The organism is Kribbella capetownensis, assembly GCF_004331485.1.
Taxonomy (GTDB): Bacteria; Actinomycetota; Actinomycetes; order Propionibacteriales; family Kribbellaceae; genus Kribbella; species Kribbella capetownensis.
On sequence record NZ_SJKD01000002.1, the window covers coordinates 54,753 to 68,338 of the forward strand.

General features: G+C 65.9%; 14 protein-coding genes. 8 read left to right on the plus strand and 6 right to left on the minus strand.

Going from position 1 to position 13,586, the window contains the following annotated elements:
* Nucleotides 1-122 precede the first annotated feature (122 nt).
* Entirely contained in the window at nucleotides 123-2,030 is a 1,908-nt protein-coding gene (locus E0H75_RS10470; RefSeq protein WP_202872946.1) for a glycoside hydrolase family 15 protein, read from the plus strand.
* Nucleotides 2,031-2,092: 62 nt separating this feature from the next.
* Here the strand turns inward: E0H75_RS10470 and E0H75_RS10475 are convergent, their stop codons facing one another.
* The 4 genes from E0H75_RS10475 to E0H75_RS10490 all read right to left on the minus strand — a co-directional run bounded on the left by E0H75_RS10475 (nucleotide 2,093) and on the right by E0H75_RS10490 (nucleotide 4,950).
* Complete coding sequence (locus E0H75_RS10475; protein WP_131513272.1) at nucleotides 2,093-2,827, minus strand: orotate phosphoribosyltransferase; 735 nt, start codon at nucleotides 2,825-2,827, stop codon at nucleotides 2,093-2,095.
* Between the two features lie 170 nt (nucleotides 2,828-2,997).
* On the minus strand, nucleotides 2,998-3,819 hold the full coding sequence (locus E0H75_RS10480) for an alpha/beta fold hydrolase (protein ID WP_165553610.1): 822 nt from the start codon (nucleotides 3,817-3,819) through the stop codon (nucleotides 2,998-3,000).
* A gap of 2 nt (nucleotides 3,820-3,821) precedes the next feature.
* Nucleotides 3,822-4,496 (minus strand): alpha/beta fold hydrolase, encoded by a 675-nt coding sequence (locus E0H75_RS10485; RefSeq protein WP_131513276.1) that lies wholly within the window; start codon nucleotides 4,494-4,496, stop codon nucleotides 3,822-3,824.
* Between the two features lie 4 nt (nucleotides 4,497-4,500).
* Entirely contained in the window at nucleotides 4,501-4,950 is a 450-nt protein-coding gene (locus E0H75_RS10490; protein ID WP_131513278.1) for a hypothetical protein, read from the minus strand.
* A 226-nt stretch (nucleotides 4,951-5,176) separates the two neighbouring features.
* Between E0H75_RS10490 and E0H75_RS10495 the strand changes: the two genes are divergently transcribed.
* The 6 genes from E0H75_RS10495 (at nucleotide 5,177) to E0H75_RS43565 (ending at nucleotide 10,629) form a co-directional block, all read left to right on the plus strand.
* Nucleotides 5,177-5,977 carry an alpha/beta fold hydrolase gene (locus E0H75_RS10495; protein WP_202872947.1) on the plus strand — a complete coding sequence of 267 codons (801 nt, stop codon included), beginning with the start codon at nucleotides 5,177-5,179 and terminating at the stop codon, nucleotides 5,975-5,977.
* A 73-nt stretch (nucleotides 5,978-6,050) separates the two neighbouring features.
* Complete coding sequence (locus E0H75_RS42990) at nucleotides 6,051-6,200, plus strand: hypothetical protein (RefSeq protein WP_165553612.1); 150 nt, start codon at nucleotides 6,051-6,053, stop codon at nucleotides 6,198-6,200.
* 237 nt (nucleotides 6,201-6,437) lie between these two features.
* Complete coding sequence (locus E0H75_RS10500) at nucleotides 6,438-7,403, plus strand: aldo/keto reductase (protein ID WP_131513280.1); 966 nt, start codon at nucleotides 6,438-6,440, stop codon at nucleotides 7,401-7,403.
* Nucleotides 7,400-8,314: an NAD(P)-dependent oxidoreductase gene (locus E0H75_RS10505; protein ID WP_131513282.1), complete on the plus strand. Its 915-nt coding sequence runs from the start codon at nucleotides 7,400-7,402 to the stop codon at nucleotides 8,312-8,314. Before E0H75_RS10500 ends, E0H75_RS10505 begins: the two co-directional genes overlap by 4 nt.
* Nucleotides 8,315-8,535: 221 nt before the next feature.
* Nucleotides 8,536-9,699 (plus strand): epoxide hydrolase family protein, encoded by a 1,164-nt coding sequence (locus tag E0H75_RS10510; RefSeq protein ID WP_131513284.1) that lies wholly within the window; start codon nucleotides 8,536-8,538, stop codon nucleotides 9,697-9,699.
* A 546-nt stretch (nucleotides 9,700-10,245) separates the two neighbouring features.
* The gene (locus tag E0H75_RS43565; RefSeq protein WP_202872948.1) at nucleotides 10,246-10,629 is read left to right on the plus strand and encodes a hypothetical protein; all 384 of its coding nucleotides are present in this window, start codon (nucleotides 10,246-10,248) and stop codon (nucleotides 10,627-10,629) included.
* A 274-nt stretch (nucleotides 10,630-10,903) separates the two neighbouring features.
* Here E0H75_RS43565 and E0H75_RS10525 read toward each other — a convergent pair whose 3' ends face one another.
* Both E0H75_RS10525 and E0H75_RS44595 read right to left on the minus strand, forming a co-directional pair.
* Nucleotides 10,904-11,368 carry a methylglyoxal synthase gene (locus E0H75_RS10525; RefSeq protein ID WP_131513286.1) on the minus strand — a complete coding sequence of 155 codons (465 nt, stop codon included), beginning with the start codon at nucleotides 11,366-11,368 and terminating at the stop codon, nucleotides 10,904-10,906.
* A gap of 743 nt (nucleotides 11,369-12,111) precedes the next feature.
* Entirely contained in the window at nucleotides 12,112-12,243 is a 132-nt protein-coding gene (locus tag E0H75_RS44595; protein ID WP_272948898.1) for a hypothetical protein, read from the minus strand.
* 256 nt (nucleotides 12,244-12,499) lie between these two features.
* Here E0H75_RS44595 and E0H75_RS10530 point away from each other — a divergent pair, with 256 nt between their 5' ends.
* The gene (locus E0H75_RS10530) at nucleotides 12,500-12,973 is read left to right on the plus strand and encodes a pyridoxamine 5'-phosphate oxidase family protein (RefSeq protein WP_131513287.1); all 474 of its coding nucleotides are present in this window, start codon (nucleotides 12,500-12,502) and stop codon (nucleotides 12,971-12,973) included.
* Nucleotides 12,974-13,586: the final 613 nt, after the last annotated feature.

The following is a 13,586-nucleotide window of genomic DNA, read 5'->3' on the forward strand; positions in this document are numbered from 1 at the left end:
GGCGACCTTCGTGAGGCGACTGCGGCGGTGACCGTCGATCCGGCCTGACGTCGGCACGAGCGTTCAGGGTCATGATGGTGGGAGCGATGGATCAGCTCCGTGGTTGTGGAGAGGGGAGGGGCATGACCTTGCCGCAGGATCCGAGTCGGAGCGCTCACCCGCCGATCGCGGACTACGCCTTCCTGTCGGATTGCGAGTCCAACTGCTTGATCGCGCCCAGCGGCGCGGTGGAGTGGATGTGCCTGCCACGGCACGATTCACCCAGCGTGTTCGGGGCGATTCTCGACCGCGCCGCGGGGAGCTTCCGGCTCGGTCCGTACGGCGTACAGGTGCCCGCCGCGCGCCGCTATCTGCCAGGCAGCCTGATGCTCGAAACGACCTGGAAGTCGTCGACCGGTTGGCTGATAGTCCGCGATGCTCTGCTCATGGGGCCGTGGCACAACGTCTCCGAGAGGTCGCTGACTCACCGGCGGACGCCGACCGATTACGACGCGGAGCACTGTTTGCTGCGGACGGTGAAATGCGTCAGCGGTGCTGTGGATCTCTCGATGGTGTGCGAGCCGATGTTCGGATACGGCCGGCGCGAAGCAAGCTGGCGGTACGACGGCCTCGGGTACGCTCACGCGGTGGCAGACTGCCCTGCCCAAGATCATGACCTCACACTCAGCCTGACCACCGATCTACGCCTCGGTCTCGAGGGCCGTACGGCCCAGGCGCGGACCCGGATGTCGCAAGGCGATACGGCGTTCGTGGCGCTGTCGTGGTCGGTGCTGTCGCCTCCGCAGACGTGGGCGGAAGCCCTCGAGCGGATGGGGCGGACCGCGGAGTACTGGCGGCAATGGATCAATGTCGGTGTGTTCCCGGACCACCCGTGGAGTCGCTATCTGGCGCGCAGCGCACTCACGTTGAAAGGACTCACCTTTGCGCCTACCGGGGCACTGCTTGCCGCCGCGACGACGTCGTTGCCTGAGACGCCGTACGGTGAGCGGAACTGGGACTATCGCTACTCGTGGGTCCGGGACTCGACGTTCGCCCTCTGGGGGCTGTACACGATCGGGCTCGATCGCGAGGCGAACGATTTCTTCTGCTTCCTCACCGAGATGTGTGACGGCGATCAGGACATCCAGATCATGTACGGCATCGGCGGTGAACGCGAGTTGCCCGAACAGATTCTGGACCAGTTGAGCGGTTACGAAGGCGCGAGGCCGGTCCGGGTCGGCAATGCCGCCTACCTTCAGTGTCAGCACGACGTCTGGGGTGCCATTCTCGACTCGGTGTACCTGCACGCGAGAACGCGCGACCAGGTGACTGAAAGCCTGTGGCCGTTCCTCAAGCGACAGGCGGAAACGGCAGCGAAGCAGTGGCGCGAGCCCGACCGCGGAATCTGGGAGTCACGCGGTGAACCACAGCACTTCACGTCCTCCAAGCTGATGTGCTGGGTGGCGATGGATCGTGGTGCCAAGCTGGCCCGGCTGCACGACGAGCCCGGATTTGCCGACGACTGGGAGGCGGTCGCCGACGAGATCCGCGCCGACATCTGCGCCAACGGTGTCGACGACCGGGGGGTCTTCGTGCAGCGGTACGGCGCCACCACCCTCGATGCCTCACTGCTGCTCCTGCCGTTGCTGCGGTTCCTGCCGGCCGACGATCCGCGGGTGCGCGCGACCGTACGGGCTATCGCCGACGAACTCACCGAGGACGGCATGGTGCTGCGTTACCGCGTCTCGGAGACCGATGACGGGATGCACGGGACAGAGGGGACGTTCACGATCTGCTCGTTCTGGCTGGTGTCTGCGCTCGTGGAGATCGGTGAACTGGACGAAGCCACCGCCCTCTGCGAGAAGCTCCTGTCCTACGCGAGCCCGCTGGGCCTCTACGCCGAGGAGATCGACCCGCCGAGCGGCCGCCACCTCGGCAACTTCCCGCAGGCCTTCACCCACCTGGCCATGATCAACGCCATTACGCACATCATCCGCGCCGAGCAAGCAGCCGGAGCGACCACCTTCGTCCCCGCACACCAGCGACTCTGATCGGTGGATGATGTTGCAACAGCACGTTGGGGGCTCCTGTAGCGGCTGGTGAATCTGGGCGGTCAGGCGGCGTCGTCGAGGAGTTTCCAGCGGGGGTCGCTGTCGGGCCAGTGGTTGACGAGGGCGTCGACGGCCAGTTGGTGGGTGGCCGGATCGAGTACGCCGTGATCGGTGGCTGCCGCGAGTACCTCGAGATAGGTGGCGACTGACTCGACCGGGAGCGTCTTGGCGATCGACGCCACTGAGGTGGCGACGTCGCGCATGTCGACGAGAGTGAAGACACCGACGAGGTCTGCGCCTTCGGCTTGGAGTTCGTCGGCGAAGGCTTCGAGCGCCGCACCCGAGGAGACGGCGTCGTCGACGAGGAGCACTCGCCGGCCGGCGACCGACGCGCCGCGGACGTGCGGCTCGTGGTCCTCATGCCCGACGTATCCGGGCTTGCGGACGAAGGCGAAGGCGAGGTCGCCGGCCAGCGCGACCGCGGTGGCGAGCGGGATGCCGCCGGTTTCGGCGCCGACGATCACGTCCACGCCGAGCCGGCGCGCGAAGGCTGCACCTGGTACGGCGAGGTCGTGGAGCAAGTGCGGGTCGCCGTACGCGTTCTCGTTGGAGAGCGGGTGCAGCGGGAGCCGGGTCTTCATGTCCCAGTGAGCGATGCCGGGCCGGACCAGGCCCGGAACAGCAGCGAGGCGGGCTACGAGGTCGGTGCGCGATGTTGGCACGGCGGCGAGGCGGGGAATGTCGGCGCGCTCGGCGACTATTGTTCGATTGACGTTTGCGAGCTTCTTCGTGTTCATACCATCGACGATCGCGCTGGGCTGCGCGGATCGCGTCCGTGGTAATCCCTGGTCAGTACCCCAGTGGAGGCAGGAGTCTCGGAGCCGCGCGAAGTTGATCAAGTGTTGGCGACAGCCCGCTCTGGCCACCGGACTTCGCAGCCCGTGGCCAGGCGAGGGGTTCTGGAGCGTCAGTGGCGTCGCCACCAGTCGGTGAGGAGAGAGGAATAGATGGCTGAGGCTTCCTCCCAGACGAAGTGGCCGGAGTCGACGACATCATGCGTACTGCTGGGCAGCCGATCGTCCAGGAAGTGGCCGTTGGTGGAGGGGACCGCCGTGTCCCGGGAGCCCGAGATGATCCGGACCGGAGTCTGGATCGTGGGTAGCAGGTCGCGCAGCACAGGCAGATCGGCCGGGTAGGCGCGGACGTAGCGCATCGAGTCGGCGAACCTGCGACCCGAGTAGGACTCGAGATAGTCGGCGCGGATAGGCCCAGGCACGGGGTACGCCGGAGTCAGACGTTCGACCGTCCCTGCGACGATCCGCCGCCCGTCTGTGTGCTCGTATTCATCGACGTTCGGCGCGGTGACCCAGCTGGCCAGTGGCTCGCCGAGCTCGAACGGGATCGACGCAGCGCCGGACCCGACGACGACGGTGTGGAAGCGGTCGGGATGGGCCGAAGCAGCGAACAGGGCCGCGCTGGTTCCGATGTCGGGAGCAACGAGGTGGACCTGGTCCAATTGCAGAGCGTCGAGCAGCTGTACGACGAACTCGGCCATGGCCTGCGGCGACATCAGGTCGGCGCGGCTGTCCGACTGGCCGAACCCCGGTAGGTCGACGGCGACGAGATGATCTTCGCGAGCAAGGTGCGCCCAGATCGGTTCGAAGGCGTAGAGGCTTTCGGGCCAGGGGTTGAGCAGCAGGACGTCAGGCCCGGGCGTACGGCTGTCGGCGTACCTGATCGACAGCCCGTCGACGGTGATGCGTTCGGTGGCGATCTGTGTGGTGACCATGGTCATCTCCCGGACAAGAACTCGGTGACCAGCTCTGCGAACTGGCGGGGGTACTGGAACAGGAATCCGTGTGCGGCGTCGGGATCGATCCGCGGCCGCGCGTCGGGCAGATGGTCGGCGAGGAGTTGGGAATTCACCGTCGGAATCATCATGTCGTTGTTGCCGTTGGCAACGAGAGTCGGCTGGGTGATGGCGGCCAGTCGGTTGAGCCGGCTCGGGTCGGAGATGCCCCACTCGACGATGGCGTCGGACTGGGCGCGGGCGACTTCGGGGCCGTTGTTGGCGGCGTTCGCCACCCGTTCGATGTCGAAGGTCCAGCCGTGCATCTGGTGTCCGCCGCGCGGTCCGGTGCCGGCCAGGACGATCCGGCGAACGGCGCGGTGCCGCAGCACGTCACGCGCCATCTGCGTCACCGTCACCGGAACTTTGCCGGTGGACTGTCCGACGCCGGTGTTGTCGAGCAGGATCACCTCGCGGTGAGCCGCGATCGAGTCAATGAGCAACGGATCCCAGGTGTCGAGGTGGCCGTGGAAGTGCTGGAGGAAGAGCAGCGGTGGTCGCTGCTCCTCGCTCGCGCCGAAGCGTCGGTGGGCGTAGGTAACACCGCTGGAGGTTTCGATCGTCAGGATCGGGGCCGTCAGCGCTGAAATCTCGGCGGCCTGTGTTGTGGTCGGCATGGTTTCACGCCTTGACGTTGCGGGCTTCGATGGCTTTGACGGTGTTGTCGAAGGCCTTGGCCAGGACGCCCTTGCCGATGGTGCCGAGGACGAGCCCGAGGAAGTGGCCTTTGAGGTTCTTGCCCTGGCGTACGACGACCGCGTCGACGGCGGTCGTGCCGTCGGGCTGCGATGTGAAGGTGTAGGTGTGGCCGGAGTTACCGCCCCAGATGTTGGAGTCTGTTGTCTTCATGACGACGCGGTGGGGGTCGGACCAGTCGTAGGAGAGGCGTTCCCAGACGCCGCCGGAGCCTTCAGTGACGTCCGCGTACTGCGGGCCTCGGTCGTGGACCTTGAGGTAGTCGTCGGCGCTGTTGCCGAAGATCTTTGAGCGGCCGGGACCGAAGTCGGTGAGAGCGGCCAGGAACTGTGCGGGTGACGCGGTCGTGTTGCCGTGCAGGTGGATGGTGGACACTTCATGCTCCTTGTCGTGGGTGCCTTGCGAGACCAAGTTCGCGCCGGCACCCCGGCATCACACCAGTGAGATGCACTGGTGTCCTCCCGGGCGTTCCTGTCGCTGTCGGTCGACGGCGTTCCGGACTGCGCACCAGGCACTGGACTAGGGACTTGCCCTGGGGTGATGCGTCAACCAACGGCGGACTGTGGTGACAACCGAACCACTCCGAACGATTGGAAGACTGATGTTCAAGGCAAAGAATCTGCTCGTGGCTGCGGCCGGTGCTGCGGTGCTCCTGACCGGCGCGAGCACTGCACAGGCTGCTCAGACCGGGCAGGCCGCCCAGTCCGGGCAGGTGAAACCGACGATCGTCCTGCTGCATGGTGCGTACGCAGACGGCTCGAGCTGGTCCGGAGTCACCAGCCGGCTCCAGCACGACGGCTACAAAGTGGTTGCGCCGGCCGTGCCGCTGCGCGGGATCGCGTCCGACACGTCGTACCTGAGCGGCGTACTCGCGACCATTCCGGGGCCGAAGGTGCTCGTCGGCCATTCGTACGGCGGTGCGCTGGTCAGCGAGCTCGCGGACACCTCCGGGGTGAAGTCGCTCGTGTACGTGGCCGCGTTCATCCCGCAGGCCGGCGAGACGCTGGGGGCGCTCAACTCGCAGTTCCCGGGCAGTGAGCTCGGCCCGGACGTGACCAACGTGATCAGCTATCCCGGTGGAGTCGACTTGGCGCTGAATCCGGACAAGGCCGGTCCGATCCTGGGCGCGGACATTCCCCCGCGAGAGGGTGCGGTGTTCCTGGCGGCGCAGCGGCCGGTTGCGGCGGCGGCGTTCAGCGAGTCGGTGGAGGAGACCGCTCCGGCGGCGCTGCCGAAGTACGCGGTCATCCCGACCGGTGACAAGGCGATCGCCCCGGCTGCGGAGCGCTTCATGGCCACCCGGGCCGGGGCCACGAAGGTCGAGGTCTCCGGCGCGTCGCACCTGGTCGCGGTATCCCAGCCGGGGGTCGTGACCCAGGTGATCGAGCGAGCCGCCCGTTGATCCCAGCTCGCGCGACAAGCCGGTCGGAGCGTGGACGCTCCGGCCGGCCTCGTGTGTCACCGACCCCAACGCGTTGTCGATCCCACCGCACCTCAACCGCGCCCAGGCGAAGGGTTTCACGCTCGCCGCGACGAAGGTGGTGCTCGACGGAGGCGTCGGCCGGATGCTCGAACTCGCCCGAGCGGATGTCCGGAACATCCCTCGCCCATCGCTGATCCGCTGAGAAGCCTCCAGAGCTGGCCCCGCCGTCCTCTTACCGGCCAATGGTCCTCTTTGGATGCGGCTGGCCGGATGAGGTCTGCCATCGAATGCTCCGGGTCGTCGCCCCGCGCGATCGATGTCTTCCGGCTAGCTGGGTGTCGAGGATGGCCGTTGGCCATGTCGAAACGAGGCCGTTCGAGGTTGAGGCTTGAACAGTCCGGCGGTCGACGGCACCAACCATTAACGGCGAGGAGCATCCATGCAGGAGACGCAGCTCACGACGAGGCCATTGGGGCAGACCGGTCTCGAGATCACGCGCGTGGGGTTCGGCGCGTGGGCGATCGGAGGCGGTGGCTGGGAGTTCGGGTGGGGACCGCAGGACGACGAGCAGTCCATCGCGGCGATCCAGCGTGCCCTCGGGCTCGGGGTCAACTGGATCGACACTGCGGCCGCGTATGGCTTCGGCCGTTCCGAGCAGGTTGTCGCGCGGGCGCTTGAAGGCTTGCGCGTGGATGAGCGTCCGTATGTGTTCACGAAGGCGTCGCTGGTCGAGGGAGCCGGACGGAAGGTGGTGCACAGCCTCAAGCGGGACTCGGTCCTGCGTGAGGCTGAGGCTAGTCTTCAGCGGCTGAAGCTCGATGCCATCGATCTCTATCAGGTTCATTGGCCGATGCCTGAGGAGGACATCGAGGAGGGCTGGGCGGCGTTCGCCGAGCTGAAGGAGCAGGGCATGGTGCGCCACATCGGCGTGTCCAACTTCGACGTCGATCAGATGCGCCTGGTTCAGCAGAGCGCCCCGATCGAGACGCTCCAGCCGCAGTACTCGTTGATCGACCGCGATGTCGACGAGTCCGCCCTTCCCTTTGCCGAGGGCGAGGGGATCGGCGTCATCGTCTACTCGCCGATGGCTTCAGGCTTGCTGACCGGCGCGATGACCCGCGAGCGGATCGCGAACCTGCCTGAAGACGACTGGCGCAAGCACGACCAACGGTTCCGGGAGCCTTATCTCTCAGGGAATCTGGCGCTTGTCGATCGGCTGCAGAAGGTAGCGGACCGCCACGCTACGTCGCCCGGTGCGGTCGCGGTCGCCTGGACGCTGCTCAACCCTGCGGTGGATGGCGCAATTGTCGGCATGCGCCGCCCTGATCAGGTCGACCCGCTGATCGTCGCCGCCGATCTGGAACTCGACGAGACCGACCTGGCGATGATTGAGGGCAAGGCATGACGACAACCGGCAACGATGTTCGCGTCATCGGGTTCGTCGGCCTCGGTCACATGGGCGGCGGGATGGCTGCGCGCCTCCTCGCCGCGGGCTACACCGTCCATGGGATGAGCCGGTCGCGGGCCCGGGTGGAACCGTTGATCGCCGAGGGCCTGCAGTGGCGAGACACCGCGCGTGAGGTCGCGGATGCTGCCGACGTCGTTTTCACCTCCATCCCGGACGACGATGCTCTGAAGGCGGTCGCGTCCGGTCCGGGCGGCATTCTCGCCGGCCTCTCGGCCGGCAAGACGTGGGTGGATATGAGCACCGTGAGCCCGGGCGGGAGTCGCGACCTCGCAGCGCTCGCGGCGGCGAGGAAAGCGACCCTGCTCGACGCACCCGTGTCGGGCAGTGTTCGACAGGTAGAAGCCGGGACGTTGCCCATCATGGTCGGCGGCGATGCGAAGGCGTATGCGCGCGTCGAGCCGATCCTGCGCAATCTTGGCAAGCCGACGCGCGTCGGGTCGAATGGGCACGGTTTGGCGCTCAAGCTTGCGATCAACATCAGCCTGGGCGTTCAGATGCTCGCGCTTGCCGAAGGTCTCCTGCTGGCCGAGCGGTCCGGTGTCGACCGCACGCTCGCGCTGGAGTTGATGACCGGGAGCGCGATCGGTTCGCCGATGCTCAAGGCGCGCGCACCCCTGATCCTCGACCTCCCGCAGGAGGCATGGTTCGACATCGGGCTTCTGCAGAAAGATCTCGTGCTCGCGCTCGACGCGGCACGTGGCCTCGGGATTCCGATCGGGACGGCCGCTTACGCCGACGAAGTACTGACCATCGCACACGCGCTCGGCTATCAGAGCCGAGACATCGCGGCCGTCTTCGAGGTGCTCGACCGTGTGACCTCACAGCGCGAGCCGACGGGTGCCGACTAGCCTCGTTCCGACATACCCACAAACGATGCCAGAGGGAAACCATGGGGCAGCCGTCAACCGGCGTAATGTCCGTAACAGAAGGCGCGATGGCGATAGCGATGCGCCCCGCGCCATGCCGCACCTAGCGGGTCCTGGCTAGGTGGTGGCAACCGCCGCAGCGTTGCACACCGGTGTGCAAAAGCTTGCGGCACCGTGAAACGAGAGTTCAGGAGAACCAGGCGATGACCACACCGCCCCCCGCACCATCAGACCTCGTCCGCCCGTTCCGTGTGGCGATCCCGGATTCCGAGATTGCGGACCTCAAGCAGCGGTTGACCAGGACTCGCTGGCCCGATGCGGAAACCGTCCCCGACTGGTCGCAAGGTGTTCGGGTGGAGAACGCCAAGTCACTCGTCACGTATTGGGAGCGAGAGTATGACTGGCGCCGATTCGAGTCGGAGCTCAATCGTTTCCCGCAGTTCCTGACCACGATCGACGGACTGGATATCCACTTCATCCACGTCAAGTCCAAGAATCCGGACGCGATGCCCGTGATCCTGACGCACGGATGGCCGGGTTCGGTCGTCGAATTCCTCAAGCTGATAGGCCCACTCACCGACCCGGTCGCCTTCGGGGGCGAGGTCGAAGAATCCTTTGACGTCGTCGTCCCGTCGCTGCCCGGATTCGGGTTCTCTGGAAAGCCGAGCGAAGCCGGCTGGACGGTGTCGCGCATTGCCGCCGCGTGGGTCGAGCTGATGAAGCGTCTCGGTTACGAGAACTGGGCGGCTCAGGGCGGTGACTGGGGTTCGGTCGTGACCACAGCCCTCGGCGCCATGCGACCCGAGGGCCTGCTCGGAATTCACCTGAACACTCCATATGCCTTCCCCGCTCGAATACCCGACGCGCTGTCTCCGGAAGAGCACTACGCACTGGACGGCCTCACCCTCTACACCGGCGACCTCGGCGGATCGAACCACCTGCAGGGCACGAGGCCGGAGACCGTCGGCTTCGCTCTGGCGGACTCTCCGGCGGGCCAGGCAGCGTGGATCTACGAGAAGTTCCAATCCAAGACGGACAACCGCGGCCTGGCGGAGGATGCGCTGAGCACCGATGACATGCTGGACGTGATCTCGCTCTACTGGTTCACCAATAGTGCCGCTTCGTCCGGCCGCATCTACTGGGAGAACCGCTCGGCCAGCATGGCCGGCCCGAAGCTGACGCTGCCGGTCGCGGTGACCGTGTTCCCACGAGACATTCCACGCCTGCCGCGAAGCTGGATCGAGGACGCTTACAGCAACTTGATCCACTACGGCGAGGCTGACAAGGGAGGGCACTTCGCAGCTCTCGAGCAGCCCGAGATCCTGATCAGCGAAATCCGAACCGGCCTCAGGAGCCTCCGGCACTAGACACCATGAGGCCGCCGAAGTTGTCGGGTCGGTTCCGTCTTCGAGAGCGGAAACGTAGTGGGTCAACCAGGACGGGCCGAACTGCAGGCCCCGCTCTGGTCACCCCCCTCATGGCCGGCGCGTCGGTTCGGGGAAGGCGCGGCCGGTCTGCACCGCGGCATGCTCGGCGAGGGCGACGAACTGCGCTTGCGGCGAATCGGCCACCTCAGGTCCCGGTCACGGCGATCGGCTCACGTGGCAGCGACTTCACGCGGGATCCATTCCGCCAGGCCACGGGATGCGAGGTGAACACCATCCGCCTCGAGGGCGCAGGCCACTACGTCGCCCAAGAGGCGCCGAATGCACGCGCCATCCTCGGCACCATCGACAACCTCGCGGAGTAGACCGCCACTTGGACCGTCGACGACCTGCTGTGCCCAACAGCCCTGCAATAGCTTCACCCAAAGACCGCTGACTCACACCGGTTGGGCCACTTCAAGGCGACGCGCCCCGGGGCCAACTCAGGTTGACAAAGCCAGGCCGATCGCCCACCGGCTGGTCACCATTGTGATGATGCGCTGCGGACTTCGCATCGGCGACAGGCTGCGCCTGTCGCCCGATTGCATCACCCGCGACGGCGACGGCGCCCCCTACCTGCGCTACGTCAACCACAAGATGCGGCGCGAGGCGCTCGTCCCCATCGACGCCGAGCTCGAACGCGAGCTCGGCGAACAGCGACAACGCGTCCGACCCCGCTGGCCCGACGGCGCACCAGTCCTGTTCCCGCGGCCCACCGACACCCCGGAAGGCCGGCGGCAAAGCCCGAGCAAGCGCTCGGGCTACTGTCTCGAACGATGGCAGTGGCGTCGCTGTCGGCGTGGTGCTGCGATCCGAAGTACCCACGACCGGTACGCCGAGACGCATGAAGATCTGCGCGCGGTCTGGGCGTAGGTCAGTATCCGGCCCGTCGATTCGCCACAGCCTCCACGTCGTGGGGTAGGGACCTCGGCGGGCGCTGGGTCACCCAGGTCGTCTCGGCGACAGCCGAGACCTCGGCGAGAATCGCGCCGCCGACAACGACCACTCGGTGTCCGGCGAAGTCGGATGCCGCTGGTAATCATGATGATGAACCGCACGCGCCCGCACACATTGGCGGAGGGGCTGCGCGCGGCTGGGCATGCCTGCGGTGGGCACACCGTCGTCTATCTGGGAGGCGTCAGTGTGGTCAGGTGTAGATGGATTTGTCGAGGGGCGCGGCGGACGGTTGGTCGTAGCCCTCCGGCCGGTTGCCGCGGTAGCCATTGGTCAGGAGCGGTGAGGAGATGAGGAAGTCGGCGCTCGCGACGTTGCAGGCGATGGTGATGTTCCAGAGTGTGGCGAGTCGGAGGAGGGCCTTCACATCGGTGTCGTGCGGCTGAGCCTCGAGCGGGTCCCAGAAGAAGATGAGTACGTCTATCTGTCCCTGAGCGATCCGCGCTCCGATCTGTTGGTCACCGCCGACGGGTCCACTGAGGAAGCGGGTGATCGGAAGGCCGAGTTCGAACTCGAGCATCGTCCCGGTCGTGCCGGTCGCGTACAGGTAATGCTCGTGCAGGGTCTCCCGGTTGAACTCGGCCCAGCGCAGCAGCTCGGCCTTCTTGTTGTCATGAGCAACCAGTGCGATATGCCTGCGACTGTGATGGTGCGCCATGATCGCTCCTCACTGATCGGCCAACTCCAGCGTGCGGGAGGTTGATGGCGGTCTCGTTACGGCAGATGTCGCCCCGGTGAACCCGGCGGCGCGACCTGTGCTGAAGCTCACTGAGATCGGGGCGCTTGCGGGGGGATGCATCTCCTGTCACCTGGTCTTGGATCGTGAGCTGGTGAAGATCGCGAGATCGATTAGTGGGATGGCCGAGCAGGGCGCCAGGAGAATGGCCACTGCTCGCGACGCTCCGCTGAGTGCGAAGGAGACCGGGGTGCCGCGGCACACGATCTTTTCCGGCAGCGAGACGTTAACGCCAGGCGCACCTTTCGCGAAGCCGCGGTTGCCGATCGGGTCGGTGTGCCATAAGTCTGGCTCGCCGCGCAGGCCGATGAAACGTTGAGTGTCGACTCGGCGATAGAACCATTGAGCGCAGAATGCCGACCTGGGGAGTGGGGAAGTGAATCGTTCTCAGTTGTCGCGCCGACGTCCCGAGAGTCCCGGCTGGGATGCGGATGTAGTGCGCCGCCTTGGATGGCTTGCCGTCTTGGTCACGCTGTCATGGCCATCAACTGATGACCCGCTGATCACTGTGGACGAGGCGTTGAACTCCATCACCAGGATCTCCGACCTGGCTTGCCAGTTGCGCCGGGCAACGACTGAAGCCAGTCTCGAGACACCTGGCCCGGCTCGAGAATGAGATCGGCGCGGTCGACAAGATGGTGCGGCCCGCATCGTTGCACAGCCGGTCAGAACAGGACGAAGTAGAGCAGCCAGAGATACGATGCTGCAACAAAGATGGGGATCGCGGCCATCACCATGGCCGTGCCGGTCAATTCCCAGAGGCTGATCGGGTGGCCGGCGCGCACAGCGATCTTCACCGTATTGCTGGTAGCCGCGTCCGATGTGCGGGACGCGTTGGTCGTCGGTGCTGTTGACCGGCGCGCTGCGGGTGCCCGAGCTCTGCGCGTTGTGACCGAACGCCTCCCGATCCTGAGCACCCACGTTCGCGGGGCGCCGTACATTTCGAGGAGGTCGTGCAGCCCTCAGGCTGACCCGCAGTAACGCCTCTGCGCGCAGTCACTCATACGGTCGAATCGGTACGCCGACTGACCCGGTCATCAGCTAGCTTCCAGTATGAGACCCGTCGCGCTGGCCAAGCACCTGATCGACAGCAATCGATACATGGTTCTCGGAACCGTGGACCCAGACGGTCGCCCGCGGGTGTCGCCGGTGTACTTCTCGCCGGATGGTTACTCGGTCGTCTACTGGGTGTCGTCGCTCGAGTCACATCACTCGCAGAACATTGCCGAGCGGCCCGAGGTCAGCATGGTGGTGTTCGACTCCGTGGCGGAGATCGGCAGTGGGGAGGCGGTCTACTTGATCGCCCGGGCAGAGGTGGTCCCGGACGACGAGTTGGAGGAATGTCTCGACACTGTTGTCTGGACCCGTTTTCCGGGACTCAGGCAGTTCACCGCGGCGGAACTGCGTGATCCAGAGGTGAGGCGGCTGTATCGGGCGCGGATCAGTGAGCACTCCATCCACATCCCCGGCCGGCACTCGGAGTACGGCACGGGCACTGACCGGCGGATGACGGTGGACCTCGGCTGATAGACCACCGGTGGTGGTAGTGTGCACCCCCGTCATCCCTGAGCCGTGCTCGTCTCGTCCAGCGCACTCAGTCCTTTGGCCACCCGATCGGTGTCCGCCGGCGTCATCGTCGAGCCGCAGGCGCACAGTCGCCGAGAATGGCCCCAAGGTCGACCGGCCTTCAGCCGTCAAGGACCGATACTGTGGTGGCGAGCTCCGCTCGATCAGAGGGGTCGTTCACCTGCACATTCTGATCGACTGCCACGCGCAGTCGCCCTCAGGGGTGGTGGCAACGCCGATAGCGGGTGACGTGATGTCATCATGTTCGGTTGGTGGGCCATGCTGCGCGTTGGGGGAGCAGGTACATGAACCTGAATTGGCCGGGGTGCGGGAGCGTCGTGGCAGAGGCGCGAACTCGGGGGCTGCGAGCCGCGGCTTGTGCCGTTGACGCCTGCGTACGACTCTGACCAGCACGGTGGGTATGTCGAGAGCCTCACGCGTGCACTCGAAGACCACTGGGCCCGGAGTCGTGTGAGAGTTCGCTGTGCGGGGCTGTTCGAGGCGAGTTTCCGGCGGCGTTCCGGGCGTTTCGCTTCCTAGTTAATGAAAATGATTGTCGATTCAGATAGAGTGT